This is a genomic window from Serratia sp. root2 (assembly GCF_031931805.1).
Classification (GTDB): Bacteria; Pseudomonadota; Gammaproteobacteria; order Enterobacterales; family Enterobacteriaceae; genus Serratia; species Serratia inhibens.
On record NZ_JAUJXB010000005.1, the window covers coordinates 215,936 to 241,887 of the forward strand.

Annotated in this window: 26 protein-coding genes; 16 read left to right on the plus strand and 10 right to left on the minus strand. The window is 58.1% G+C overall.

Annotation, left to right across the window (positions count from 1 at the left end; genetic code table 11):
- Window positions 1-12 precede the first annotated feature (12 nt).
- Entirely contained in the window at window positions 13-333 is a 321-nt protein-coding gene (gene cyaY / locus QZQ97_RS20410; RefSeq protein ID WP_311994928.1) for an iron donor protein CyaY, read from the minus strand.
- Between the two features lie 78 nt (window positions 334-411).
- On the opposite strand from cyaY, the gene lptM reads away from it, so the two are divergent.
- The 6 genes from lptM (at window position 412) to uvrD (ending at window position 6,081) form a co-directional block, all read left to right on the plus strand.
- Entirely contained in the window at window positions 412-618 is a 207-nt protein-coding gene (gene lptM / locus QZQ97_RS20415; protein ID WP_311994929.1) for an LPS translocon maturation chaperone LptM, read from the plus strand.
- 72 nt (window positions 619-690) lie between these two features.
- Window positions 691-1,515, plus strand: coding sequence for a diaminopimelate epimerase (dapF, locus tag QZQ97_RS20420; protein WP_004950915.1), 825 nt, complete (start codon window positions 691-693; stop codon window positions 1,513-1,515).
- Window positions 1,512-2,216 (plus strand): DUF484 domain-containing protein, encoded by a 705-nt coding sequence (locus tag QZQ97_RS20425; RefSeq protein ID WP_311994930.1) that lies wholly within the window; start codon window positions 1,512-1,514, stop codon window positions 2,214-2,216. Before dapF ends, QZQ97_RS20425 begins: the two co-directional genes overlap by 4 nt.
- Window positions 2,213-3,124 carry a tyrosine recombinase XerC gene (xerC, locus tag QZQ97_RS20430; RefSeq protein ID WP_311994931.1) on the plus strand — a complete coding sequence of 304 codons (912 nt, stop codon included), beginning with the start codon at window positions 2,213-2,215 and terminating at the stop codon, window positions 3,122-3,124. Before QZQ97_RS20425 ends, xerC begins: the two co-directional genes overlap by 4 nt.
- Window positions 3,124-3,840 (plus strand): 5-amino-6-(5-phospho-D-ribitylamino)uracil phosphatase YigB, encoded by a 717-nt coding sequence (yigB, locus tag QZQ97_RS20435; protein ID WP_311994932.1) that lies wholly within the window; start codon window positions 3,124-3,126, stop codon window positions 3,838-3,840. Before xerC ends, yigB begins: the two co-directional genes overlap by 1 nt.
- Window positions 3,841-3,918: 78 nt before the next feature.
- Complete coding sequence (gene uvrD, locus QZQ97_RS20440) at window positions 3,919-6,081, plus strand: DNA helicase II (RefSeq protein WP_006318315.1); 2,163 nt, start codon at window positions 3,919-3,921, stop codon at window positions 6,079-6,081.
- A gap of 42 nt (window positions 6,082-6,123) precedes the next feature.
- On the opposite strand, the gene QZQ97_RS20445 is transcribed toward uvrD, so the two are convergent.
- A complete protein-coding gene (locus QZQ97_RS20445) occupies window positions 6,124-6,597 on the minus strand; it encodes a WbuC family cupin fold metalloprotein (RefSeq protein WP_311994933.1) in 474 nt (157 codons plus the stop codon).
- Window positions 6,598-7,045: 448 nt separating this feature from the next.
- Here QZQ97_RS20445 and corA point away from each other — a divergent pair, with 448 nt between their 5' ends.
- Both corA and QZQ97_RS20455 read left to right on the plus strand, forming a co-directional pair.
- Window positions 7,046-7,996: a magnesium/cobalt transporter CorA gene (gene corA, locus QZQ97_RS20450; protein ID WP_311994934.1), complete on the plus strand. Its 951-nt coding sequence runs from the start codon at window positions 7,046-7,048 to the stop codon at window positions 7,994-7,996.
- 201 nt (window positions 7,997-8,197) lie between these two features.
- Window positions 8,198-9,256, plus strand: coding sequence for an AbrB family transcriptional regulator (locus tag QZQ97_RS20455; RefSeq protein ID WP_311994935.1), 1,059 nt, complete (start codon window positions 8,198-8,200; stop codon window positions 9,254-9,256).
- Here the strand turns inward: QZQ97_RS20455 and rarD are convergent.
- On the minus strand, window positions 9,248-10,135 hold the full coding sequence (gene rarD, locus QZQ97_RS20460) for an EamA family transporter RarD (protein WP_311994936.1): 888 nt from the start codon (window positions 10,133-10,135) through the stop codon (window positions 9,248-9,250). The genes QZQ97_RS20455 and rarD overlap by 9 nt on opposite strands.
- Window positions 10,136-10,199: 64 nt before the next feature.
- The gene (locus QZQ97_RS20465; protein WP_311994937.1) at window positions 10,200-10,670 is read right to left on the minus strand and encodes a thioesterase family protein; all 471 of its coding nucleotides are present in this window, start codon (window positions 10,668-10,670) and stop codon (window positions 10,200-10,202) included.
- A gap of 204 nt (window positions 10,671-10,874) precedes the next feature.
- Between QZQ97_RS20465 and pldA the strand changes: the two genes are divergently transcribed.
- The 3 genes from pldA to rhtC are packed head-to-tail and all read left to right on the plus strand — an operon-like array spanning window position 10,875 to window position 14,273.
- Window positions 10,875-11,753, plus strand: a complete 879-nt coding sequence (gene pldA, locus QZQ97_RS20470) for a phospholipase A (protein ID WP_004950930.1) — start codon at window positions 10,875-10,877, stop codon at window positions 11,751-11,753.
- Between the two features lie 48 nt (window positions 11,754-11,801).
- Window positions 11,802-13,634, plus strand: a complete 1,833-nt coding sequence (gene recQ / locus QZQ97_RS20475) for an ATP-dependent DNA helicase RecQ (protein WP_006318304.1) — start codon at window positions 11,802-11,804, stop codon at window positions 13,632-13,634.
- Between the two features lie 12 nt (window positions 13,635-13,646).
- Window positions 13,647-14,273, plus strand: coding sequence for a threonine export protein RhtC (gene rhtC / locus QZQ97_RS20480; RefSeq protein WP_311994938.1), 627 nt, complete (start codon window positions 13,647-13,649; stop codon window positions 14,271-14,273).
- A gap of 50 nt (window positions 14,274-14,323) precedes the next feature.
- On the opposite strand, the gene rhtB is transcribed toward rhtC, so the two are convergent.
- Window positions 14,324-14,944, minus strand: a complete 621-nt coding sequence (gene rhtB, locus QZQ97_RS20485) for a homoserine/homoserine lactone efflux protein (protein ID WP_311994939.1) — start codon at window positions 14,942-14,944, stop codon at window positions 14,324-14,326.
- Window positions 14,945-15,161: 217 nt separating this feature from the next.
- Between rhtB and pldB the strand changes: the two genes are divergently transcribed.
- Together pldB and yigL are read left to right on the plus strand one after the other, a co-directional pair.
- Window positions 15,162-16,199 carry a lysophospholipase L2 gene (gene pldB, locus QZQ97_RS20490; RefSeq protein ID WP_311994940.1) on the plus strand — a complete coding sequence of 346 codons (1,038 nt, stop codon included), beginning with the start codon at window positions 15,162-15,164 and terminating at the stop codon, window positions 16,197-16,199.
- An 11-nt stretch (window positions 16,200-16,210) separates the two neighbouring features.
- Window positions 16,211-17,011 carry a sugar/pyridoxal phosphate phosphatase YigL gene (gene yigL, locus QZQ97_RS20495; RefSeq protein ID WP_311994941.1) on the plus strand — a complete coding sequence of 267 codons (801 nt, stop codon included), beginning with the start codon at window positions 16,211-16,213 and terminating at the stop codon, window positions 17,009-17,011.
- A 35-nt stretch (window positions 17,012-17,046) separates the two neighbouring features.
- On the opposite strand, the gene glpQ is transcribed toward yigL, so the two are convergent.
- On the minus strand, window positions 17,047-18,126 hold the full coding sequence (glpQ, locus tag QZQ97_RS20500; protein WP_311994942.1) for a glycerophosphodiester phosphodiesterase: 1,080 nt from the start codon (window positions 18,124-18,126) through the stop codon (window positions 17,047-17,049).
- Window positions 18,127-18,216: 90 nt separating this feature from the next.
- A complete protein-coding gene (gene glpT, locus QZQ97_RS20505) occupies window positions 18,217-19,572 on the minus strand; it encodes a glycerol-3-phosphate transporter (RefSeq protein ID WP_004950940.1) in 1,356 nt (451 codons plus the stop codon).
- A gap of 362 nt (window positions 19,573-19,934) precedes the next feature.
- On the opposite strand from glpT, the gene glpA reads away from it, so the two are divergent.
- Genes glpA through glpC form a run of 3 tightly spaced genes read left to right on the plus strand, consistent with a single transcriptional unit; the run spans window position 19,935 to window position 24,035 of the window.
- Window positions 19,935-21,578 (plus strand): anaerobic glycerol-3-phosphate dehydrogenase subunit A, encoded by a 1,644-nt coding sequence (glpA, locus tag QZQ97_RS20510; protein WP_311994943.1) that lies wholly within the window; start codon window positions 19,935-19,937, stop codon window positions 21,576-21,578.
- Window positions 21,568-22,839, plus strand: coding sequence for a glycerol-3-phosphate dehydrogenase subunit GlpB (gene glpB, locus QZQ97_RS20515; protein ID WP_311994992.1), 1,272 nt, complete (start codon window positions 21,568-21,570; stop codon window positions 22,837-22,839). Before glpA ends, glpB begins: the two co-directional genes overlap by 11 nt.
- Window positions 22,836-24,035 carry an anaerobic glycerol-3-phosphate dehydrogenase subunit GlpC gene (glpC, locus tag QZQ97_RS20520; RefSeq protein ID WP_311994944.1) on the plus strand — a complete coding sequence of 400 codons (1,200 nt, stop codon included), beginning with the start codon at window positions 22,836-22,838 and terminating at the stop codon, window positions 24,033-24,035. Before glpB ends, glpC begins: the two co-directional genes overlap by 4 nt.
- A 47-nt stretch (window positions 24,036-24,082) precedes the next feature.
- Here glpC and QZQ97_RS20525 read toward each other — a convergent pair whose 3' ends face one another.
- The 3 genes from QZQ97_RS20525 to QZQ97_RS20535 form a co-directional block, all read right to left on the minus strand.
- Window positions 24,083-24,646: a DcrB family lipoprotein gene (locus QZQ97_RS20525; protein ID WP_311994945.1), complete on the minus strand. Its 564-nt coding sequence runs from the start codon at window positions 24,644-24,646 to the stop codon at window positions 24,083-24,085.
- Window positions 24,647-24,726: 80 nt separating this feature from the next.
- The gene (locus QZQ97_RS20530; RefSeq protein WP_311994946.1) at window positions 24,727-25,161 is read right to left on the minus strand and encodes a GNAT family N-acetyltransferase; all 435 of its coding nucleotides are present in this window, start codon (window positions 25,159-25,161) and stop codon (window positions 24,727-24,729) included.
- 42 nt (window positions 25,162-25,203) lie between these two features.
- Window positions 25,204-25,869 carry a 7-cyano-7-deazaguanine/7-aminomethyl-7-deazaguanine transporter gene (locus QZQ97_RS20535; RefSeq protein ID WP_004950952.1) on the minus strand — a complete coding sequence of 222 codons (666 nt, stop codon included), beginning with the start codon at window positions 25,867-25,869 and terminating at the stop codon, window positions 25,204-25,206.
- Window positions 25,870-25,952 lie beyond the last annotated feature (83 nt).

Sequence of the window (25,952 nt, forward strand, 5' to 3'; positions counted from 1 at the left end):
ATCAGCCGCTTATCAGGAAAAATGTACGTCTTCGCCGGCCTGTGCGCTGGCCGCTTCGCTGAGCAACGGGTAGAACCCGCGATCGCTGCGATCGCAGAGCCAGGCGCCGTCTCGGTAGTTAAAGTGATAGCCGCCGGTTTTGGTTGCCAGCCACACCTGATGCAGCGGCTCCTGGCGGTTGATCACGATTTTGGTGCCATTTTCGAAGCTTAGCGTCATTACGCCGCCGTTAGTTTCGTAATCGATGTCCGCATCGCCGTCAAAATCGTCCAGTGTCTCTTCGATATTAAGCATCAGTTGGTCAGCCAACTGGTGAAACTCACTGTCGTTCATAATCAATTCCTATTGCTTTTCATGATCCACCTGCGATTATAGAGATCTTGGACGCATGAATTACAGGCATTAATGCAAATGAAAAAACAACTACGCTATGCGCTGATGGCAGTGACGCTGGTCGGGCTTTCCGGCTGCGGTCTGAAAGGCCCGCTGTATTTCCCTCCGGCCGAACCTGGCAGCCAGAAATCGGCCACTCCGCCGGTGCAAACGGGCGATCAGGTACAGAAAAATCAGCAGGAAACCTCTGTCTCTCAGCAAAAACCGTCGATGAGCGACCAGTAACACCTGATTTGCGGTGGCGGGGTGTCGCCGCAAACCCAAGACGGATAGCGCGTCCAGATAGCGGAGTATGATATGCAGTTCTCCAAAATGCACGGTCTGGGCAACGACTTTATGGTGGTCGATGCCGTTACACAGAATGTCTATTTTTCACCTGAACTGATCCGCCGATTGGCCGATCGGCACTTGGGCGTTGGCTTTGACCAGATGCTGGTGGTAGAACCGCCTTACGATCCGGAACTTGATTTCCACTACCGCATTTTCAACGCCGACGGCAGTGAAGTGGCGCAGTGCGGTAATGGCGCCCGCTGTTTCGCCCGTTTTGTGCGGCTGAAAGGGCTGACCAACAAACGCGACATTCGCGTCAGTACCCAAACCGGGCGCATGGTGCTCAGCGTCACCGACGACGATCTGGTGTGCGTGAATATGGGCGAACCGAATTTTGATCCTCAGGCGGTGCCGTTTCGCGCCACCAAAGAGGAAAGGACATACATCATGCGTGCGGCGGAACATACCGTGCTGTGCGGCGTGGTGTCGATGGGCAATCCACATTGTGTTTTACAGGTGGATGATGTAAAAACCGCCAAGGTAGAGCTGCTTGGACCGGTGCTGGAAGGGCATGAGCGCTTCCCGGAACGGGCCAATATCGGTTTTATGCAAATCGTCAGTCGCGAACACATCAAGCTGCGGGTCTATGAGCGCGGTGCCGGTGAAACGCAGGCCTGCGGCAGCGGAGCCTGTGCGGCAGTGGCCGTGGGGATTCAACAGGAATTGCTGTCAGAAGAGGTGCACGTAGAACTGCCGGGTGGCAGCCTGCATATTCGCTGGAAAGGGCCAGGCAATCCGCTGTTTATGACCGGTCCGGCAACCCATGTATATGACGGATTTATTCATCTATGAAGAGTGTTGAGGACCAGGCTGTCGCAGGCATTGAGCTTGACGACGACGCCGTAATGCAGTTTTTGCTGCAAAACCCGGATTTCTTTATCCGCAATGCGCGCTTGGTTGAACAGATGCGCGTCCCCCATCCCGTCCGCGGAACCGTATCGCTGGTCGAGTGGCATCTGGCCCGCCAGCGCAACCATATTGGCCGGCTCGAAGAAGAGATCACCCTGTTGATGGAGCAGGCCAGCGCCAACGAAACGCTGTTTGCCAGCTTGCTGCATCTGCAGGCCAATCTGGCCACTGCCGGCAGCCTGCAGGATATGCTCAATCGCTTGCAGCGTTGGGCGCGTGGCTTCGGTTTGGCCGGCGCCAATATCCGCCTGTTTTCCGAAAGCTGGAAAATCGGCGCACCTTCCGACTTCACCCATCTTGCCCTGACGCGTTCGTCGTTTGAACCGCTACGCATTCAGCGTCTGGGTGACCAACAGCATTTTCTCGGCAGCCTGAATGGTCCCGAGCTGCTGCTGCTGTTGCCGCAGGCCAAGCTGGTCGGCTCGGTCGCACTGTCGATGTTGGGCGAAGACGGCGAACTGGGCATGGTGATTTTCAGCAGCCGCGATACGCAACACTATCAGCAGGGCATGGGTACCGTGATGCTCAATCAGTTGGCGCGCATGCTGCCTGAACTGCTGGAACGCTGGATAGAACGAGCATGACCCCGGTAGCGGCCAGCCTGCAACAGCCGGTGGACGCTTTCCTGCGTTATCTGAAGGTTGAGCGCCAGCTCAGCCCGCTCACTCAGCTCAGCTATTCACGCCAACTGCAGGCGCTGATGGCGCTGGCACAGGAGATGGGCGTGACCGAATGGCCGGCGCTGGACGCCGCCAAAGTCCGCATGCTGGCGGCGCGCAGCAAACGCGCGGGCCTGCAATCTTCCAGCCTTGCGCTGCGCTTGTCGGCGCTGCGCAGCTTTCTCGACTGGCAGGTCAGCCAGGGTGCGTTGATCGCCAATCCTGCCAAAGGCATTCGAACGCCACGCAGCGGTCGTCATCTGCCGAAAAATATCGATGTCGATGAGATAAACCAGCTGTTGAATATCGATCTTAACGATCCGCTGGCGGTGCGCGATCGCGCCATGCTGGAGGTAATGTATGGCGCTGGGCTGCGCCTTTCGGAGCTGGTGGGGCTGGACTGCCGCCATGCCGACCTGGCCGCCGGCGAAATTTGGGTGTTGGGCAAGGGCAGCAAAGAACGCAAGCTGCCGGTGGGCCGCACCGCCGTTACCTGGCTGGAGCACTGGTTGGCGATGCGTGACCTGTTTGGCCCGACAGACGACGCGATGTTCCTGTCCAATCAGGGAAAACGCATCTCGACCCGCAACGTGCAAAAGCGTTTTGCCGAGTGGGGCGTCAAGCAGGGCGTTAACAGCCATATTCATCCGCACAAGCTGCGCCACTCGTTTGCGACCCATATGCTGGAGTCGAGCGGCGATCTGCGTGCAGTGCAGGAACTGCTCGGCCACGCCAACCTCACCACCACCCAAATCTATACCCACCTCGACTTTCAACATCTGGCGAACGTGTACGATGCTGCGCATCCGCGCGCCAAACGGGGGAAATCCTGATGCATTTTTATCGTCCGCTACGCCCGCTGGCGGCGCTGACCTTCGATCTGGACGACACGCTGTACGACAACCGCCCGGTGATCAGGCAGACCGAGCTGCAGTCGGTAGCCTTTCTGCAGAATTATCATCCTGGGCTGAATCACTTTCAGTCGGCGGATTTTCACCGCCTGCGCCAGGAGCTGCGCGAGCAGGATCCGGAGATTTATCACGACGTTACCCAGTGGCGCTGGCGTGCCATTCATCTGGCGCTGAGCCGCCAGGGGTTGCGGGATACCGAGGCCGCCCTCGGCGCCGACGCGGCAATGCAGAACTTTGCGCTGTGGCGTAGCCGCATCGAGGTGCCGGAGGCCACTCACGCCACGTTGAAAGCGCTGGGAGAGCGTTTCCCGCTGGTGGCGATCACCAACGGGAATGCCGATCCGGCGCTGTGCGGGTTGGACGGTTACTTCCAGTTTGTGCTGCGTTCCGGGCCGGATGGCCGCGCCAAACCCTATCAGGACATGTACCGGTTGGCCGCGGAACGGTTAGGCGTTCCCGCCGAGCGCATTCTGCACGTCGGCGATGATTTGACCACCGACGTCGCCGGGGCGCTGCGCTCAGGCCTGCAGGCCTGCTGGATTAACGACCGCCAGCGTAACCTGATGCAGGTTGCGGACAGCCGCCTGCTGCCACATATTGAGATTTCGCAGTTGGCATCGCTGACAGCATTGTTATAATCCCTGCCAGAACTCTGTATAAATTCCCAGTGGAAAACGCGTCCCAGGCGCGTTTCCCCTTACCAATTAATGGTGCCTATGGACGTTTCCGATCTGCTCGACAGCCTGAATGAAAAACAACGCGAAGCCGTGGCGGCGCCACGCTGCAACCTGTTGGTATTGGCCGGCGCGGGCAGCGGTAAAACCCGGGTGCTGGTACATCGCATCGCCTGGCTGCTGTCGGTAGAGAACTGCTCGCCGTATTCGATTATGGCGGTGACGTTCACCAATAAAGCGGCGGCGGAGATGCGCCACCGTATCGAACACCTGATTGGCACCAGCCAGGGCGGCATGTGGATCGGCACCTTCCACGGCCTGGCTCACCGGCTGCTGCGCGCCCACCATATGGACGCCAATCTGCCGCAGGATTTCCAGATCCTCGACAGCGACGACCAGTTTCGTTTGCTGAAGCGTATCGTTAAAGCACTGAATATCGACGAAAAACAATGGCCGCCGCGGCAGGCGATGTGGTACATCAACGGCAAAAAAGACGAGGGACTGCGCCCGCAGCACGTTGAAACCTATAACAACCCGGTGGAGGCGACCTGGTTGCGTATCTATCAGGCCTATCAGGAAGCTTGCGACCGTGCCGGGCTGGTGGACTTTGCCGAACTGCTGCTGCGCGCCCATGAGCTGTGGCTGAACAAGCCGCATATCCTCAATCACTACCGCGAGCGTTTCACCAACGTATTGGTGGATGAGTTCCAGGATACCAACAGCATCCAGTACGCCTGGATCCGCCTGCTGTCCGGCAATAACAGCAACGTGATGATCGTGGGCGACGATGACCAGTCAATCTACGGTTGGCGCGGTGCGCAGGTGGAAAACATCCAGCGTTTCCTGAAGGATTTCCCCGGCGCGCAAACCGTCCGCCTGGAACAGAACTACCGTTCGACCAGCAATATCCTGAAGGCCGCCAATACCCTGATCGCCAACAACGGCGGGCGTATGGGTAAAAACCTGTGGACCGAGGGGGCCGAAGGCGAACCCATATCGATCTACTGTGCGTTCAATGAACTCGACGAGTCGCGCTTTGTCGTCGGCCGCATCAAAACCTGGCAGGAAAACGGCGGTGCGCTGAATGATTGCGCGATACTCTACCGCAGTAACGCCCAGTCGCGCGTGCTGGAAGAAGCGCTGCTGCAAACCGCTATGCCGTACCGTATTTATGGCGGGCAGCGCTTCTTCGAACGTCAGGAAATCAAGGATGCGCTGGCCTATTTGCGGTTGATCGCCAACCGTAACGACGACGCGGCGTTCGAGCGCGTCGTCAATACCCCGACGCGCGGCATTGGCGACCGAACGCTGGATGAAGTGCGCCGTACGGCGCGCGATCGCCAACTGACGCTATGGCAGGCCACCCGCGCGCTGTTGCAGGACAAAGTGCTGGCCGGGCGTGCGGCGTCCGCGCTGCAACGTTTTACCGAATTGGTGGATTCCCTGGCGCACGAAACCGCAGATATGCCGCTGCATGTGCAGACCGACCGGGTGATCCGCGACTCGGGGCTGTTCATCATGTATGAGCAGGAAAAGGGTGAAAAGGGCCAGGCGCGTATCGAAAACCTTGAGGAATTGGTGACGGCGACGCGGCAGTACAGCTATCAGGACGAAGATCAGGATCTGATGCCGCTGCAGGCGTTTTTGTCACATGCCGCGCTGGAGGCGGGAGAGGGGCAGGCAGATGCTTATCAGGATGCGGTGCAACTGATGACCCTGCACTCCGCCAAGGGGCTGGAGTTTCCTCTGGTGTTTATCGTCGGTATGGAAGAGGGAATGTTCCCGAGCCAGATGTCGCTGGACGAAGGCGGACGATTGGAGGAAGAGCGCAGGCTGGCTTACGTTGGCCTGACGCGTGCCATGCAGAAACTGACGCTGACCTATGCCGAAACGCGTCGTTTGTACGGCAAAGAGGTTTACCACCGGCCTTCGCGTTTTATCGGCGAACTGCCGGAAGACTGTGTGGAAGAAGTGCGGCTGCGCGCCAGCGTATCGCGGCCGGTCAATCATCGCCGCATGGGCACGCCAATCAGCGAAAACGACACCGGCTACAAGCTTGGCCAGCGGGTGCGCCATCCCAAGTTTGGCGAAGGCACCATCGTCAATCTGGAAGGCAGTGGCGAACACAGCCGGCTGCAAATTGCGTTTCCGGGCGAAGGCATCAAGTGGCTGGTGGCGGCCTACGCCCGGTTGGAAACGGTATAAGGCAGGCGAGTTGCAGGGGAAATTCCCCTGCAATCAACCAAATCAGTGAGCGTAACTGTCGCCGATTTGTGCGGTCGCATACCAGCGCATCACCGCTTCGGTGCCCTCACCGCCTTCCGCCGGCGCCCATGACATGCAGTCTTCTTCCGCCAGCGGCTGATATGGCCCCTGCTTCACCTCGAATATCACTCCGCCCACATCGACTGACAGCACCGCATGCCAGGTAAATGCCGGCATCTCCAGCACTTTGGTTTCTTCGCCGAGTAGCGTGCGTTGGATGACGACGCCATCCTGGTCAAATTGCAGCACCACGAAGCGGCCACGCAGCGGTGTCAACAGCTCCCAGGTTTGCGGATGGCGGTGCGGACGGATATAGGTGCCCGGTTCCATGGCAATCGCCAGGCGCTGTACGGGATCGCTTAACTCTTCGTGTAATGTACGGTGCGCGCGCAGGCGCGCCACTTTGGCAGCCTGTTCGCTCATCGCGGTCAGGTCGTGGGCGGTAATCTGTTTCATCGGCTAAATCCGCAGGCTTATAGTGGCCTAATCTTAGCAACTTTCCCGGATGCGGTGAGAGATCGCCGCAGACTTTTTCTGCACGCTTTACTTCGGGTTAAGCGCGCTTTTGGTCATTTGTCATGGTGATGAGTTGTTGCGCAATTATCCTGTCTAACGTGTTGACAGGCTTTTTCTTCTCGGCGTAACATGCGCGCACGATTATCAATGGGGACATACGCCTTGGACACACCCAGTAGATACTGGCTCACTGACCTGGACAACAACAGGTACAACTTCTAAGGCTATCCCATTGAGCTGATAGCCTTCGTGGTTGTCGGCGACCCCGCAAAGCGTCGCTACGAGTCAGATCCTTCATGGTCTGAAACAAGCTGGTGATGCAACACCCCCTCTGTTTCTGTGCTTCCACGCGTTGTCTGCACCCGTCACCAATAGGGAGTTTTGGCACATGCTAAGCGCGTTTAAATTAGATAACAGTCGCCTGTCCCGTCTGGAGTTGGATGACTCGGATGATCTCACTTCGTCACTGTGGGTTGACCTGGTTGAACCGGAAGAGGGCGAACGTGAGCGCGTGCAAAATGAGCTGGGCCAGAGCCTGGCTACGCGCCCGGAGCTGGACGACATCGAAGCTTCCGCGCGTTTTTTCGAAGATGAAGATGGCTTGCATATTCACTCCTTCTTCTATTTTGAAGATGCGGAAGATCACGCCGGCAACTCGACCGTGGCCTTCACCATTCGCGACGGCCGGTTGTATACCCTGCGTGAGCGCGAACTGCCGGCGTTTCGTCTGTACCGCATGCGCGCCCGCAATCTGACGATGGTTGACGGCAATGCCTATGAGCTGTTGCTGGATCTGTTCGAAACCAAGATTGAGCAGTTGGCGGACGAGATCGAAAACATCTATAGCGATCTGGAAAAGCTCAGCCGGGTGATCATGGAAGGCCATCAGGGCGACGAATACGACGCAGCGCTGTCAACCTTGGCGGAACTGGAAGATATCGGCTGGAAAGTGCGCCTGTGTCTGATGGATACCCAACGCGCGCTTAACTTCCTGGTACGCAAGGCGCGCCTGCCGACCGGCCAGTTGGAACAGGCGCGTGAAGTGCTGCGCGACATCGAATCCCTGTTGCCGCATAACGAGTCGCTGTTCCAGAAGGTGAACTTCCTGATGCAGGCGGCGATGGGTTTTATCAATATCGAACAGAACCGCATCATCAAGATTTTCTCGGTGGTGTCGGTGGTGTTCCTGCCGCCCACGCTGGTGGCTTCCAGTTACGGGATGAACTTTGAGTTTATGCCGGAACTGAAATGGTCGTTCGGTTATCCGGGCGCCATCAGCCTGATGATCCTCGCGGGGCTGGCCCCTTACCTGTATTTCAAGCGCAAGAACTGGCTTTAAACGAAACTCGCTTTGCCAACTTGAGTCTGGGCAGTGCTCGGCCTCCTTACATACTGCGTGTATGTCCAGGGCCTGCGCGCTGTCCGCACTCAATGTGACTGTGCGCGCTACGTTTAAAGAATCAGGGTTCATTATCCCTTAGCTTGCTAAATAGGGGTACAATGACGCCTCGTCTCATCTGCCCGTAAGGCGTGAGTTTTGATGGAGAAGTTGCCCCGCTGGTCTCAATGGCTGCTCCTGCTGCTGGCTTCGCTGGCGTTGGGGTTTGGCCTGCAAACATTTCATATTCCCGCTGCACTGTTGCTGGGGCCGATGATCGTCGGTGTGGCGATGGGGCTTTCGGGTGCCACGGTGCGTATTCCCACTCGTCTGTTTATCGTCGCGCAGGCGGTGCTCGGCTGCATGATCGCGCAAAGTCTCTCTCCCGCTATCCTCACGCCGTTACTCGACGACTGGCCACTGGTGCTGCTGGTACTGATTGCTACGCTTGCGGCCAGCGGCGTTTCTGGTTGGTGTCTGGTGCGTTTCAGCGGGTTGCCGGGGCCGACCGGGGCCTGGGGTTCATCGCCCGGCGGCGCTTCGGCGATGGTGGCGATGGCGGGGGATTTCGGTGCAGATGTCCGGTTAGTGGCGTTCATGCAATATCTGCGGGTGCTGTTTGTCGCCACGGCGGCAGCAATGGTGGCGCGGATTGGATTGGGCGATGAGGCAGGACACGGCAGCGGCGCCCTGGAATGGTTTCCGCCGCTGGATTGGCGTTTTCTCGCGACGCTGGGTATCGCCGTTGCCGGTGCCTGGCTGGGCCCCCGGCTGCGCATTCCTTCCGGCGCGTTGCTTTTACCGATGATCATCGGCGCAACGCTTCACTCCAGCGGCGCGATGGCGTTGCAGGTGCCGGAATGGTTGCTGGCGCTGGCTTATACCCTGATTGGCTGGAGCGTCGGGCTACGTTTCACCCGGCCGATATTTTTGCTGGCGTTGCGCACTTTGCCGCAGATGGTGGCGTCGATAGTGGCGCTGATGCTGTTTTGCGGGCTACTGGCGTGGATGCTGACTCGCTTCCTGCCGGTGGATCTGATGACCGCTTATCTGGCGACCAGCCCGGGCGGGCTGGACACCGTGGCGATCATTGCGGCGGGCAGCCGGGTAGATATGTCCTTCGTGATGGCGATGCAAACGTTGCGGCTGTTCACCATCCTGCTGACCGGCCCGGCGATGGCCCGCTTCATTTCCAATCGAGCCTCGCCTGCGTCAACGTAATTTGCGCTGGGTGTAGAGTGCGTCGAGGATAAACAACAGCAGTGCCGCCCAGATAAAACCGAAGGTCACCAGTTTGTCCTGACCGATGGTCTCCCCATAGAAAGTGACGGCCAGCAGGAACATCAGCGTCGGGCCTAGGTACTGGAAAAAACCGAGTGTCGACAGGCGCAGGCGGGTCGCCGCCGCGGTGAAGAACAGCAGCGGTATGGTGGTGACGATGCCGGCCGCGACCAGCAGCAGGTTCAGCGACCACGGGTTAGCGCCCAGATGGCTGGTTGGGCTTTCGGCGAACAGGAACAGGTAGGCCGCCGCTACCGGCAGTAACCACAGGGTTTCAATCAGCATGCCGGTCTGCGCGTCAATGGCGATTTTCTTGCGCAGCAGGCCGTAGAAAGCAAAGCTGAACGCCAGCCCCAGGCCGATAATCGGCAGCGACCCGAATTGCCATAGCTGAATCAACACGCCGGCAAACGCCAGCGCGACCGCCAACCACTGCATGCGGCGGAAACGCTCGCCCAGGAACAGCATTCCCAATAACACGTTAACCAGTGGGTTAATGAAATAGCCCAGGCTGGCTTCCAGCATGTGGTGGTTATTTACCGCCCAGATAAACAACAGCCAGTTGCCGCCGATCAACACTGCGGTCACCGCCAGCAACAGCAGCCGTTTGCGGTTGCTGCAGGCGGCACGAACCTGTGGCCAGTTGCGGCCCAGCGTGATCAGCGCCAGCATAAAGAAGAAGGACCAAATGACCCGATGAGTGAGGATCTCATCGGCGGGCACCTGTTGAATCAGTTTGAAATAGGCCGGGGCGATACCCCAAATAAAATAGGCGGCCAGAGCAAAGAAGATGCCCTGCCGCGTTTGCTGTGCGTCCATGACGATACTCGGATGGGTAAAACGGAGATGCGGTGAGTGTACTTAAGACGCTCACCGCGCACAATCACCCGACCAGGTAGGTGGCGGTAGCGCTGGCGATATGCAGGCCATCGTGGTTATGCAGTTCGACGCGTGCGACCGCCACTTTGTTGCCGCTGCGCAAGACGCTGGCGGAGGCGACGAAATGCTCGCCGCGGCCGGGGCGCAGGTAGTCGACGCGCAGATCTATGGTTCCCATGCGCGACAGGCGCGAGGCCACTTCCTCTTCGATCAGCGGATCCATACGCATCAGCACGCTCCCGGCGCAGGCCAACCCGGCGGCAACGTCCAGCACTGAAGCGATCACGCCGCCATGCAGGATCTTCTGGGTGGTGTTGCCCACCAGTTTGGGCTGATTGGTGAAGCTCAGTTCAACGTAGTCATCTTCAAAGCGGCGCAGCTCAAGGCCCAGCTCGCGGTTAAACGGCATGTGATAAACAAAGATTTCGCCGATTTTCTGGCGTGCAGCATCGAGAGTTAGTGGTGTAGTGGGCATAAATACCTGTTCTTTATTCAATAGAGTGGGGAGGTTGTTAACTGGTCGGTCCAGGTTAATCGTTTGTTGATTTTATGCCTATATTTTGTTGCTTACCAGACTAATCCAATAAATGCACGCCGCACTGCTGCAAAACCGCCTTTGTGTGTAAAATGGCCTGTTTTTATTTCAGAGTTTGTCATTTTTGTTGGAGTGAGGAACGTTATGCGCATTTTGTCAGGGATCGTTTTGGCCATGTTGGCGGCACCTTTGCTGGTGCAGGCGGAAGAGGCCAAAGAGCAGCAAATTCATGATAAACCTGCAGTGCGCGGCAGCATTATCGCCAACATGCTGCAGGATCACGACAACCCCTTCACGCTATATCCGTACGACACCAACTATGTGCTGTACACCGATACCAGCAATATCAACAAAGAGGCCATCAAGACCTACAACTGGGCCGAGAAGGCGCGCAAGGATGAAGTGAAATACCAGCTCAGCCTGGCCTTCCCGCTGTGGCGTGGCATTCTGGGCGACAACTCGGTGCTGGGCGCCTCTTATACTCAGCGTTCCTGGTGGCAGCTTTCCAACCACGGCGAATCGTCACCGTTTCGCGAAACCAACTACGAGCCGCAGGTATTCCTCGGCTGGGCGACGGATTACCGCTTTGCCGGCTGGACGTTGCGTGACGTTGAAGTGGGTCTCAACCATCAGTCCAACGGGCGTTCTGATCCAACCTCCCGCAGCTGGAACCGCGGCTATGCGCGTTTTATGGCGCAGAACGGTAATTGGCAGGTGGATCTGAAACCCTGGTTCCGCTTCTCGGAAAGCGACAGCAGCGATGACAACCCGGATATCACCAAATACATGGGGTATTACCGTCTGAAAGTCGGTTACGCCTGGGGCGACAGCGTGTTCAGCGTCGACAGCCATTACAACTGGAACAGCGGTTACGGCGGTGCGGAACTGGGTTGGAGCTACCCAATCTCCAAACACGTGCGTTTCTACACTCAGGTGTTCAGCGGCTACGGCGAATCGTTGATTGATTACAACTTCCGGCAGACACGGGTTGGCGTTGGTGTCATGCTTAACGATATTATGTAATACGGCCGTCATGATGGCGGCGCTATGCAGCAAAAAGTGGGGAAGTGTGTGTCAACCGCAGCAGTGATAAACAAAGAGTTGCTGGCAGAGCAGGTATTGCGCGATACCTTTGGCTACCAGCAATTCCGACCGGGTCAACAAACGATTATCAACGCGGCGATCGGCGGGCTGGATTGTCTGGTGGTCATGCCGACCGGCGGCGGTAAATCGTTGTGCTACCAAATCCCGGCGCTGGTGATGGATGGCCTGACGCTAGTGGTTTCCCCGCTGATCTCGCTGATGAAAGATCAGGTCGATCAACTGCTGGCCTACGGCGTTTCCGCCGCCTGCTATAACTCGACGCAGACGCGCGAGCAGCAGCTGGAGGTTATGGCGGGTTGCCGCAGCGGGCAGATCAAAATGCTGTACATCGCCCCCGAACGGCTGATGATGGACAGTTTCCTCGACTTGCTCGACCACTGTCCGCCGGCGCTATTGGCGGTGGACGAAGCGCACTGCATTTCGCAGTGGGGCCATGATTTCCGTCCTGAGTACCGCGCGTTGGGTCAGTTGAAGCAGCGCTTCCCGACGATGCCGGTGATTGCCCTGACCGCTACCGCCGATGAGTCTACCCGTGGCGACATCGTACGCCTGTTGGCGCTGCATGATCCGCTGGTGCAGGTCAGCAGCTTCGACCGCCCAAACATTCGCTATACGCTGGTGGAGAAATTCAAGCCGCTCGATCAATTGTGGCGCTTCGTGCAGGACCAACGCGGCAAGAGCGGTATCATTTACTGCAACAGCCGCGCCAAGGTGGAAGACACCACGGCGCGTTTGCAGAGCCGCGGGTTGAGCGTGGGCGCCTATCATGCCGGGCTGGACAACGATCGCCGCGCGCAGGTGCAGGAAGCGTTCCAGCGTGACGATTTGCAGGTGGTGGTAGCCACCGTCGCCTTTGGCATGGGCATCAACAAACCCAACGTGCGTTTCGTGGTGCACTTTGATATTCCGCGCAATATCGAGTCCTACTATCAGGAAACCGGCCGCGCCGGGCGAGATGGCCTGCCGGCCGAAGCGATCCTGTTGTATGATCCGGCCGACATGGCCTGGCTGCGCCGCTGTCTGGAAGAGAAACCGGCCGGGCAGCAGTTGGATATCGAACGGCACAAACTGAACGCCATGGGGGCTTTCGCCGAAGCGCAAACCTGCCGTCGTTTGGTGTTGCTCAATTACTTTGGCGAGGGCAAGCAGCAAAATTGCGGTAACTGCGATATCTGCCTCGATCCCCCCAAGCGCTATGACGGACTGGAAGACGCGCGCAAGGCGCTGTCCTGCGTGTATCGCGTCGGCCAGCGGTTTGGCCTGGGCTATATTGTCGAAGTGCTGCGCGGTTCCAATAACCAGCGCATCCGCGAATACGGGCACGACAAGTTACCGGTGTACGGCATCGGCCGCGAGCAAACGACCGAGCACTGGACCAGCGTGCTGCGTCAGTTGATCCACCTGGGGTTTATTACCCAGAACATCGCCATGCACTCGGCGCTGCAATTGACCGAGGCCGCGCGCCCGGTGCTGCGTGGTGAGCTGGAGCTGCAACTGGCGGTGCCGCGCATCCAAAGCCTGAAGTCGCGTGGCAGCGCCAATCAGAAATCCTACGGCGGCAATTACGATCGCAAGCTGTTTGCCAAACTGCGCAAGCTGCGTAAATCGATTGCCGACGAAGAAAATATCCCGCCTTACGTGGTGTTTAACGATGCCACGCTGTTGGAAATGGCGGAGCAAATGCCGATCAAGGCCGGCGACTTGCTTAGCGTTAACGGCGTTGGCCAGCGCAAACTGGAGCGTTTCGGTGCCCCGTTTATGGCGATGATCCGCGATCACCTCGATAATGACGAAGAATAAGGGCAATAAATCATGCTGATGCTGTTTCTGACCGTGGCGCTGGTGCACTTGATCGCGCTGATGAGCCCCGGGCCGGACTTCTTTTTTGTTTCGCAAACCGCCGCCAGCCGTTCGCGCCGTGAGGCGATGATGGGCGTAGTGGGTATTTCACTGGGTATCGTGGTGTGGGCGGGGGTTGCGCTGATGGGCCTGCACCTGATCTTGCAGAAAATGGCCTGGCTGCACCAGATCATCATGGTCGGCGGTGGGATTTACTTATGCTGGATGGGCTGGCAACTGCTGCGTTCCGCACGCTCTCAGAACGCCCAATCGGTGCCGACGGAAGACGTGAAAGTGGCGTTGCCAAAGGCCGGGCGCAGCTTTATTCGCGGTTTCCTGACCAACCTTTCAAACCCGAAAGCGGTTATCTATTTCGGCAGCGTGTTCTCGCTGTTTGTGGGTGACGACGTGGGGGCCGGCGCGCGCTGGGGCTTGTTCCTGCTGATTATCGCCGAGACCTTTGTCTGGTTCAGCCTGGTGGCGGTCGTGTTTGCGTTGCCGGCAATGCGCCGCGGCTACCAGCGTTTGGCGAAATGGATCGACGGGCTGGCGGGTGTATTGTTCACCGGTTTCGGGTTGCATCTGATCTTTACCCGTTAATCGCAGGATGCTATCGCGAGGGCCGAACAGTGATGTTCGGCCCTTTTGCATTATGCCTTTCTGGCCGTAGCCAATAATCCGGCCACCAGAATAAACAGCGAACCGAAGATACGGTTCAGCAACTGCATTTGGCGCGGCGTCTTCAGCCAGCCGGCAATGCGGGTCGCCAGTGTGGCATAGCCAATCATCACCACAATATCCACCGCCACGGTGGTCACGCCGAGTACCAGATACTGCTCGGCCTGCGGCTGGTGGGGTAAAATAAACTGCGGGAACAGGGCGGCCAGGAACACGATGCTCTTCGGGTTGGTCAAATTGACCAGCACTGCGCGGCGGAACAAACGGCGGCGCGGCATGCTGCCCGCCAGGGTATGCAAATCCAGCGAGCCGGCGGCGCGCCATTGTTGGATACCTAGCCATACCAGGTAAGCGGCACCCAGCCATTTCAGCATTTCAAACGCCAGCAGCGACTGAGAGACCAGCGCACCGAGGCCGATGCCCACCAGCACGATATGCAGACTCAACCCGACCTGTAGCCCAGCGATGGATGCCGCCGCGCCGCGATACCCGTGGCTGATACCGGTGCTCATGGTGTTGATTGCGCCAGAGCCGGGTGACAGGCTCAGGATAAGGGTTGTCAGCAGATAGGTTAACCACCAGTCCAAGGTCATCGTAAAGCTCCCTGAAAGTACCAACTTGTGCCAAAATGGCTATACCCGTCGTCTTTCAAGCTGCAGCGTTGTTACCTGCACGCGTTCACCCAAGTCACTTACCGGAGTAAGCTCCTGGGGATGAACGAGCTGGGCGCCTAGCTGCAACTTGAAATCCATAGGGTATAGTAATATTTATCACATTTTTATAGGCACTTCCCCCGCTAAAAGGCATGTAATGACGTCGTTCACCCACAGCACCGATGACTGGTTAATGCGTGAAACGCAGTTCGCTGCTTTCGCTACCGGCCCGCTGCTGGCCTTTTGGCGGCTGCGTGAAGAAGGTGAGTTCATCGGCGTGGGTGGCGTGCCGATCCGCTTCGTGCGTTTTAGCTCTGCACGTCACCAGCGGGTGGTAGTGATCAGCCCCGGCCGTATCGAAAGTTACGTTAAATATCCAGAAGTTGCCTACGATCTGTTCCACTGCGGTTTTGATGTGATGATCCTCGACCATCGCGGACAAGGCCGTTCCGGCCGCTTGCTGGCTGATACGCATCGCGGTCATGTGGTAAACTTTGCCGATTATATTGACGATTTCGCCCAGTTTTATCAGCAGCAAGTGGTGCCGCACGGTTACCGGCAGCACTTTGCGCTGTCGCATTCGATGGGTGGCGCGATACTGGCGCAGTTTTTGGCGCGTCAGCCGCAGGCGTTTGATGCCGCCGCGTTTTGCGCGCCGATGTTCGGCATTCATCTGCCGATGCCGGGCTGGATGGCGAATCGCATCCTTAACTGGGTGGAGAAACACCCGACGGTGCACGATTACTATGCGATAGGCACTGGCCAGTGGCGGCCGCTGCCCTATGTGGTCAACGTTTTGACTCATAGCCGCGAGCGCTATCGCCGTTGTTTGCGTTATTACGCCGATTACCCCGAGTTGCAGGTGGGCGGTCCTACCTACCACTGGGTACGAGAAAGCATTCAGGCCGGGCGGCAGATTGTCGCGCAGGCGGCTAAAATCACCACACCGCTGTTATTATTGCAGGCCGGTGAGGAACGGGTAGTCGACAACCGTTCCCAACAGGCTTTTTGTCAGGCACTGTCAGACGCGGGGCACCCTTGTGAAGGGGGGAAACCGCGGGTTATCAAAGGCGCACGCCATGAGATCCTGTTCGAGCGGGACGCGATGCGCGCCGAAGCATTGAACGCAATCCTGCGTTTCTTTGCTAAACACTTAGGTGGCTCCCCTGCCGCCGACCACTCCATCAGAGGTTAGAACATACCCTTATGTATCACGTCGTCGCTTCCGATTTAGATGGCACGCTGCTATCACCTGACCACACCTTGTCGCCTTATGCCAAAGAGACGTTGAAGCTGCTGACCCAGCGTGACGTGCACTTTGTGTTTGCCACTGGCCGGCATCACATCGACGTTTCGCAGATCCGCGATAACCTCGAGATCAGCGCCTTTATGATCACCTCCAACGGTGCCCGCGTGCATAACACCGCCGGCGAGCTGATTTTCAGCCACAACCTGGCGGAAGACATTGCCCGCGATCTCTACGGCATGTTGCATGATGATCCGGACATCACCACCAATGTCTATCGCAACGACGACTGGTTCATCAACCGGGAAAGCCCGGAGCAGAAAGAGTTCTTCCGGGAATCGATCTTCCAGTATCAGCTGTTTGAACCGGGCCTGCTGGAAACCGACGGCGTGTGCAAGGTGTACTTCACCTGTGACGACCATGAAAAGCTGCTGCCGCTGGAAGATGCCATCAATGCGCGCTGGGGCGATCGGGTTAACGTCAGTTTCTCGTTCCCGACCTGTCTGGAAGTGATGGCGGGCGGCGTATCCAAAGGTCATGCGCTGGAAGAAGTGGCCAAAATCATCGGCTATTCGCTGAAAGAGTGCATCGCCTTCGGTGACGGCATGAATGACCTGGAAATGCTGGCGATGGCCGGCAAGGGCTGCATTATGCGCGATGCGCACCAGCGCCTGAAAGACAAGTTGCCGGAGCTGGAAGTGATTGGCTCCAACGTCGACGACGCGGTGCCGCATTACCTGCGCAAGATGTTCCTGGCCTGAGGCAAGAAGGGCGCCTTGCGGCGCCCTTGTCCGGGTTACTTGTGCTGGCCCTGCTTTTGCAGGAACTGCACGCCCTTGTCAGGGAAGTCGGTGAACACGCCGTCAACGCCTGCCTGATTGTAAATCACGTCATACAGCTGATTCACGTCGGTCACATAGTTTGGCAGCGCATCGGCGCGGATGGTGAACGGATGCACCGCCAGCTTGTTGGCATGGGCTTCCTTCACCATATCGGTCAGCACCACGTGGCCCGGTTTGGATTTCTCCGCTTCCACCAGCATGTGGTAGTCTGGCCCGATACCGTCGGCGTACTGGGCAATCTGCTTCATCGCGCCCGGCTTGAACATCCAGTCATAGTCGTATTCCACCCATTTGCCGTCGGCTTTCTGCTCATAGGTTTCCTGCCACTTGTTGTAGGCGATCAGTTGGATCAGCTTCAGATCCATGCCCATCTTCGGTTCCAGCTCGGTTTTAATCCGTTTCAGTTCGTTGGCGTCGAAGCATTGCAGATAAACATTGTCACCCTTGCCGGTGTAACCATACTGCTTCAGTACCGCCAGCACTTTGCTGGAGATATCCTTGCCTTCCTGCTTGTGGAACCACGGCGCCTTGATTTCCGGGTAAATACCGATGTTTTTGCCGGTCGAATGGTTCAGCCCCTGAACAAACTCGATCTCTTCCTGGAAGGTATGGACGCGGAAGTCCGATTTGCCCATCGGGAAGCGGCCAGGGTAGCCCTGCACCTTTTTACCGTTTTCGATCTCAAAGCCTTCCGTGAACTTCAGCGACTTGATTTCCGCCAGGGTAAAGTCGATGGCGTAATAGCGGCCGTCTTTGCGTGCCCGATCCGGGAAGCGTTCGGCCACGTCGGTAACGCGATCGAGGTAATGGTCATGCAGTACCACCAGCTCGTTGTCCTTGGTCATTACCAGATCCTGCTCGAGGAAGTCCGCACCCTGCGCGTAGGCCATCGCCTTCGCCGGCAGCGTGTGTTCCGGCAGATAGCCGCTGGCGCCACGGTGGGCAATTACCACCTTGTCCGCCGCCTGTACGGCGCTGACCATTGAGGTGGCCAGGATAATCCCCGTCAGCAGGGCTTTGACTTGAGTCCGCATTCCGTAATTCTCCATGTTGTAGGTGCAGGGTAATAAAGTAGTAAAAAGGCCGCAGCGCGGCCTTTAAATAATGCGAAATTTGTATGACGCTTAGCCGCGTTTGTTGGCTGCGATTTCCGCGTGGTGCTTTTTCTCGCTCAGCATGGTCAGCAACAGCAGCACTACCGCGCCGATACTGCCGCCAATCATCACCATAAAGCCGCCGTCCCAACCGAAGTAGTCCACGGTGTAACCGACGATGGCGCTGGCCGCAACGGAGCCGCCCAGGTAACCGAACAGACCGGTGAAGCCCGCTGCGGTGCCGGCCGCTTTCTTCGGTGCCAGTTCCAGCGCGTGCAGACCAATCAACATCACCGGGCCGTAAATCAGGAAGCCGATGGTGATCATACAGGCCATGTCGATGCCAGGATTACCGACCGGGTTGAGCCAGTAAACGACGGTAGCGATGGTCACCAGCGTCATAAAGAACACGCCGGTGGCGCCGCGATTGCCTTTGAACACTTTGTCCGACATCCAGCCGCACAGCAGGGTGCCCGGGATACCGGCATATTCGTACAGGAAATAGGCCCAGGAGGACTTATCCAGCGCGAAGTGTTTCACTTCTTTCAGGTAGGTCGGTGACCAGTCCAGAATGCCGTAACGCAGCAGGTAAACGAACACGTTGGCTACGGCGATGTACCACAGCAATTTGTTCGGCAGAATGTACTGCATGAAGATCTGCTTGGCGGTCAGCTCTTCTTCCGCTTTCTCGCTGTAGTCGTCCGGGTAATCGTTTTTGTATTCTTCGATTGGCGGCAGGCCACAGGATTGCGGCGTATCGCGCATCAGCGCAAAGGCGATCAGAGCCACCAGAATGGCGCCGAAGGCCGGCATATACAGCGCCGCGTGCCAGTCGTTGAACCAGGCCATGCCCAGCAGGAACAGCAGCGGCGGCAGGCCGCCGCCCACGTTATGGGCGCAGTTCCAGACCGAAACGATACCGCCGCGTTCCTTCTGCGACCACCAGTGCACCATGGTACGGCCACAAGGCGGCCAGCCCATGCCCTGGAACCAACCGCACAGGAACAGCAGCACGAACATGACCGCGATGCTCGATGTCGCCCAGGGCACGAAGCCCATGAACAACATCACTGCGGCAGCCAGAATCAAGCCGGCGGGCAGGAACACGCGTGGGTTGGAGCGGTCAGAAACCGACCCCATGATGAATTTGGAAAACCCGTAGGCGATGGAAATACCCGACAGCGCGAAACCGAGGTCGCCGCGGCTGAAACCCTGGTCGATCAGATAAGGCATGGCCAGGGTGAAATTCTTACGCACCAGATAGTAGGCGGCGTAACCGAAGAAAATCCCCATAAAAATTTGCCAGCGCAATTTACGGTAGAGCGGGTCGACTTTGTCGACCGGCACACGGGAAATGTGTGCTGCCGGCTTAAAGATACTCAACATGAGCGCCTCCGATGGCTTTTAGTTATCACATCAATATGATCGTCTACGTTCATTTGATGATTGAGCGGATAGATAATGTGGTGTTTTTTTGTTCCATAACGAGCGCCATCCTAGTCAAAACAGCCTGGTGTCGCTGTGATGAATGGCGCAAATGTTACACTTTTATGAAACTACGGCGGATTTTGAGCGATTAGTTAACGATATGAAATAGAAAAACGGCCAAAAATCGTGATTCTGATCACATTCATGGCTTTTTGTGGACATTTTGTTTTCGTTTTAAGTTCGTTATTGTTCCTTATCAAACAAAGACCCCAGTAACCGTGGCCCAATAGGGTAATAACCACGGATCCTGAGGAAGCGTAATGAGCAGCCATTCACCGGACAGCGAAACGGATGTGATAGTCATTGGTGGCGGTGCGACCGGGGCGGGTATTGCCCGTGACTGCGCGCGCCGTGGCCTGCGTTGCATACTGCTGGAGCGCCATGATATCGCCACCGGCGCCACCGGCCGTAATCACGGCTTGTTGCACAGCGGAGCGCGTTATGCGGTGACCGACGGCGAGTCGGCGCGTGAGTGTATAGAAGAAAACCTCATCCTCAAGCGCATCGCGCATCACTGCATCGAGCGTACCGACGGGTTATTCATTACCCTGCCGCAGGATTCGCTGGCCTACCAACAACAGTTTATTGCTTCCTGCCACAGTGCCGGTATCAACGCCGAAGCCATTGATCCGCAATTGGCGTTGCGCCTGGAGCCGGCGGTTAACCCGGCGCTGATCGGCGCCGTGCGGGTGCCGGATGGCACCGTCGACCCGTTCCGTCTGACCGCCGCCAATATGCTCGATGCCCGCGAGCACGGTGCGCAGATCCTTACCTATCACCAGGTGGTCGGTTTGTTACGCGTGGGCGATCGCGTGACCGGCGTGCGCGTTTTCGACCATCAGGCTGCACGCCGCTACGATATCCACGCCGAGGTGGTGGTCAACGCTGCCGGCATCTGGGGCCAGCAGATTGCGGAATACGCCGATCTGCGCATCCGCATGTTCCCGGCCAAAGGCGCCTTGCTGATCCTCGGCCACCGCATCAACAACATGGTAATCAACCGTTGCCGCAAACCGGCAGACGCCGACATTCTGGTGCCGGGCGACACCATCTCGCTGATTGGCACCACCTCCACCCACATCGACTACGACCAGATCGACAACATGGTGGTGACGCCGCAGGAAGTGGACATTCTGATCCGCGAAGGTGCGCTGCTGGCGCCGGAACTGGCGCAAACCCGCATTTTGCGCGCCTATGCCGGGGTGCGGCCGCTGGTGGCCAGTGACGACGATCCCAGCGGCCGCAACGTCAGCCGTGGCATCGTGCTGCTCGATCACGCCAGTCGCGATGGGCTGGAAGGATTTATCACCATCACCGGCGGCAAGTTGATGACCTATCGCCTGATGGCGCAGTGGGCGACCGATAAAGTGTGTGAAAAGCTTGGGCTGGATAGCCCATGCACTACCGCGGTGGAACCGCTGCCCGGCTCCCGGCAGACGGCGGAGGAAACGGTACGCAGCGTGGTGGCGTTGCCGGCCAGTATCCGCGGCTCGGCGGTGTATCGCCATGGCGATCGCGCCAGCCTGGTACCGACCGGCGATCGGCTGGACAACAGCCTGGTCTGCGAATGCGAGGCGGTCACCGCCGGCGAGGTACGCTATGCGGTAGACTCCCTCACCGTCAATAATCTGGTGGATCTGCGCCGCCGCACTCGTGTTGGCATGGGCACCTGCCAGGGTGAGCTGTGCGCCTGCCGTGCGGCCGGGCTATTGACGCGCTTTAACGTCGCCACCCCGCAGCAGTCGATCGATCAGTTGTCGCATTTCCTCAACGAACGCTGGAAGGGCGTACGCCCGATCGCCTGGGGTGACGCGCTGCGCGAAAGTGAGTTCACCCGTTGGGTATACCAGGGATTGTGCGGGCTGGATGCCCGGGAAAAACAGGAGGCGGATGATGCGATTTGACGTGGTGGTGATTGGCGGCGGTTTGGCGGGCATGGCCTGCGCCATCGCGCTGGCGGAACAGGGCAAGCGCTGCGCCGTGGTCAGCGCCGGCCAGAGCGCGTTGTATTTTTCATCCGGCTCGCTCGATTTGCTGGCGCAACTGCCCGATGGCACGCAGGTCGACGCACCGCTTATGGCGTTGCCTGAACTGGCGCGGCAGGCACCGCAGCATCCTTATTCCTTGATGGGTGCAGACCGGGTGGCGCAGTTGTCTGATGAAGCGACCCGGTTATTGAGGCGCTGCGGCCTGGATCTGCAAGGCAGCAATGCAAGGAATCATCTGCGCGTTACGCCGCTCGGTACGCGTCGGGCCACCTGGCTTAGCCCGGAGGCCATTCCGGTAACGCCGCTGTCCGGTACGCTGTCGTGGGAAAGCGTTGCGGTGATTGGCATTGAGGGATTTTTGGATTTTCAGCCGCAGTTGGCCGCCGATTCACTCATGCAGGCGCTGGGAGTGCGTACCGGGGTCGGCTGGTTGCATTTACCTGCGCTGGACCGGTTGCGCAACAATCCCAGTGAATTCCGGGCGGTGAATATCGCCAGAGTGCTGGATTTGCCGGAAAACCGGATGCCGATGGCGGACGAGCTGCGCCGGCTGGTCGGTGATGCCGAGGCGATTTTTCTGCCGGCTTGCCTGGGGCTGGAGGACGATGCCCCACTGGTGGCGTTGCAGGCGGCGGTGGGCAAACCGGTGCGTCTGTTGCCGACGCTACCGCCTTCGGTGCTGGGCATGCGCTTGCACCAGGCATTGCGCCAGCGTCTGCAACAGCTGGGGGGCATCTTTATGCCGGGGGACAGCGTGCTGCGGGCGGATATCGACGCCGGGCGTGTTACCGGCCTTTATACCCGCAACCACGGCGATATTCCGTTGCAGGCGCAGCAGGTGGTGCTGGCCAGCGGCAGCTTTTTCAGTAATGGGCTGGTGGCGGATTTTGACGGCGTGCGCGAGCCGGTGTTTGGGCTGGATGTAGAAAGCCGTGCGGATCGCGCCGACTGGAGCTGCAGCGATCTGTTTGCTCCGCAACCTTATTTGCAGTTCGGCGTACGCACCGATAGCCGGCTGCGTGCGTTAAGGCGCGGCGAGGCGCTGACCAACCTGTATGCCATCGGGGCGGTCACCGGCGGGTACGATCCGCTACAGCAGGGCTGCGGTGCCGGCGTTTCGTTGATCGGGGCGTTGCACGTCGCGCAACAGATTGCCTCAGAGGAGGAGCGACCATGAGTCTGCAGAAAGACACCAGCTTTGAAAACTGTCTCAAGTGCACCGTTTGCACCACCTATTGCCCGGTCGCCAAAGTCAACCCGCTCTACCCGGGGCCAAAACAGGCGGGGCCAGACGGCGAACGCCTGCGGCTGAAAGATCCGGCGCTGTACGATGAAGCGCTGAAGTATTGCACCAACTGCAAGCGCTGTGAAGTAGCCTGCCCGTCCGACGTCAACATCGGCGATATCATTCAGCGCGCCCGTGCCGATTACGCTCAGAGCAAACCGACGCTGCGCGACGCCATCCTCAGCCACACCGACCTCATGGGGTCGCTGTCGACGCCTTTTGCGCCGATAATCAACGCCGCCACCGGCTTGAAACCGGTGCGTGCGCTGTTGGACAAAGCGCTGAAAATTGACCATCGCCGCGAGTTGCCAAAATACTCGTTCGGCACCTTCCGCCGCTGGTATCGCCGGCAGGCGCAGGCCCAGCAGCGTTATGCCGAACAGGTGGCGTTTTTTCACGGCTGCTTCGTCAATTACAACCATCCGCAGCTGGGCAAGGATCTGATCAAGGTCTTTAACGCGATGGATATCGGCGTGCAGCTGCTGAAGCGCGAGAAATGTTGCGGCGTGCCTTTGATTGCCAACGGTTTTATCGCCCAGGCCAAAAAGCAGGCCAAAGTGAATGCCGAATCGTTGCATGAGTCGGTACTGGAGCGCGGTATTTCTGTGGTAGCCACCTCGTCGAGCTGTACCTTTACCCTGCGCGATGAATATCCGCACCTGCTGGGGGTGGATACCTCGGCGGTGCGCGAGCGGGTAGAGTTGGCGACGCGTTATTTGTATCGTCTGATCAACCAGGGCCGCACTCTGCCGCTGAAACGCACGCGGTTGCGGGTGGCCTATCATACGCCCTGTCATATGGAGAAAATGGGCTGGACCGCCTATACGCTGGAGCTGTTGCGGCAAATTCCGGGGCTGGAGCTGGTCGTGCTGGATTCGCAGTGTTGCGGCATCGCCGGCACCTACGGATTTAAATCGGAGAACTATGCGACTTCGCAGGGGATCGGTGCGTCGTTGTTTCGCCAGATAGAGGACAGCGGTGTGGATCTGGTGGTGACCGACTGCGAAACCTGCAAGTGGCAAATCGAGATGTCGACCAGCAAGCGCTGCGAACATCCGATCACCCTGCTGGCACAGGCATTGGCGTAATCGGTAATGGGGGCGCTAAACGGGGCCGGCGTGCCGGCCCCTTGGGATTACGGCTTCAGTTTCAACGTGTTGATGATGCCTTCGGCTTCACTTTGCGCCTGCTGCTGGTTATCCGCCGGCAGCGTGACCTGAATGGTCAGCATATTGTTATCCAGTGTGCCGATCAGGATCGAAGAATAGGCTTTTTCGCCGCCGCTGGTGATGATGCTGTCCAGCTGACGCAGAGGGACGCCGTTAATCTCGATGGCTTTGTTGGTAATTACCTGCAGATTGGCGTCACGCGAGCGCTGGGTGTCTTCCAGACGTTTGGCCAGGGTTTCCAGGTTGTCGGCGGTCTTGTCGCCGAGGATCACGATCACCGCGCGCTGGCCGGTGCTGTCGGCGTAAACGTGCATGTTGTTCGCCTGGTTGCCCAGCTTACCGCTCTGGTCCGCCATGCCGACCGGCAGAGTGAACGCCAGTTTACCGTCCAGTAAACTCACCTGTTGCCCGGCCGGTGCGCTGGCCGCAGTACCGTCCGTCGGTGCCTTGGTGTCTTTGGTGTCGCCGTCACAGGCCGCCAGGCCAAGCACTAACAGGCTGATACCCATCAATTTTGCTACTTTACGCATTGGGCTTCCTTCTTCCTTTCAGGTAGGTTTTTACTGCCGTATCGCAACCTATTCCACGTTGAAATGCAAGGCAGATGTTGTCACAAGGTTTTTTCAAGTAATAGCCGATAATCAGCCACTTCGCCTTTCTTTTCCAGCTGAACAATCCGATAGTGATTGCCGATGAGCATCATTAGCATCGGCTGGAACCGATTACGTGTTTTTACCCTCACCTGGCGATAGCCCTGAGCCTGTGCCCAGCGTTCCTGTTCAGCCAATAAGGCCTGCGCCACGCCGTGGCGGCGAAAGGCCGGCAGCACGCCGCCCAGCCAGCTGTAAAATACCTTTTCTTGCGTCTGATAGCCCAGCTTGAAACCGGCGGGTTGGCCGTCAATCTCGGCGAGCAGCAGGTGGCAGGCGGACGGCCCGATGCGTCGCTGTAAATCGGCCAGGCTATGCAGGCCACCGAATTCGGGGATTTGCTGGTACAGGGTGTGGATTTCTTTGAGGGTGGCGTGGCGGGTCATTACTGTCATTGGCGGCCTCCGTAGGGTGCAGGCCACCAATGATAACACGGGTCAGTTCGCTTGCAGGCCGCCGTCATTGCGGCGGACGGCAATGCGCTTAAGGAGCATGTTCAGCAGTACGCCGTACATCGGCAGGAAGAACAGCAGGCAGATCAGAACCTTGAAGCTGTAATCCACCAGGGCGATCTCCACCCAGTTATTGGCCATAAACGCATCGCTGCTCTTATAAAACGCAATAAAGAAGAACGACAGGGTATCGCTGATATTGCCGAGGAACATTGCCGCGGCAGGAGCAACCCACCAGGCGCTGCGTTGGCGCAGGCGGTTGAAAACGTGTACATCGAGGATCTGACCGAGCACGTAAGCCATAAAGCTGGCGATGGCGATACGTGCCACAAACAGGTTAAAGCTGCCCAACGCGGCAAAGCCCTGCCATTCGCCCTGATAGGTTACGGTAGAAATCACGTACGAGATAAACAGCGCCGGGACCATTACCGAAAGAATGATACGCCGTGCCAGCGGGGCACCGAAAATACGCACCGTCAGATCGGTTGCCAGGAAGATGAACGGAAAGGTAAACGCGCCCCAGGTGGTATGGAAGCCGAAAACGGTAATCGGCAACTGCACCAGGTAGTTACTGGAGGTAATGATGACAATATGGAACAGCGATAGCCAGACCAACGCGGTGAGGCGCTGCTGAGCGGTAAACGAATACATGTTGTAGCCTTTTTAGTCGTGGGGTGAGGGAACCCAGAGTTTCTTGTCGCAACAGCAAAATGCGCTGCGCGGCGGCATGATAC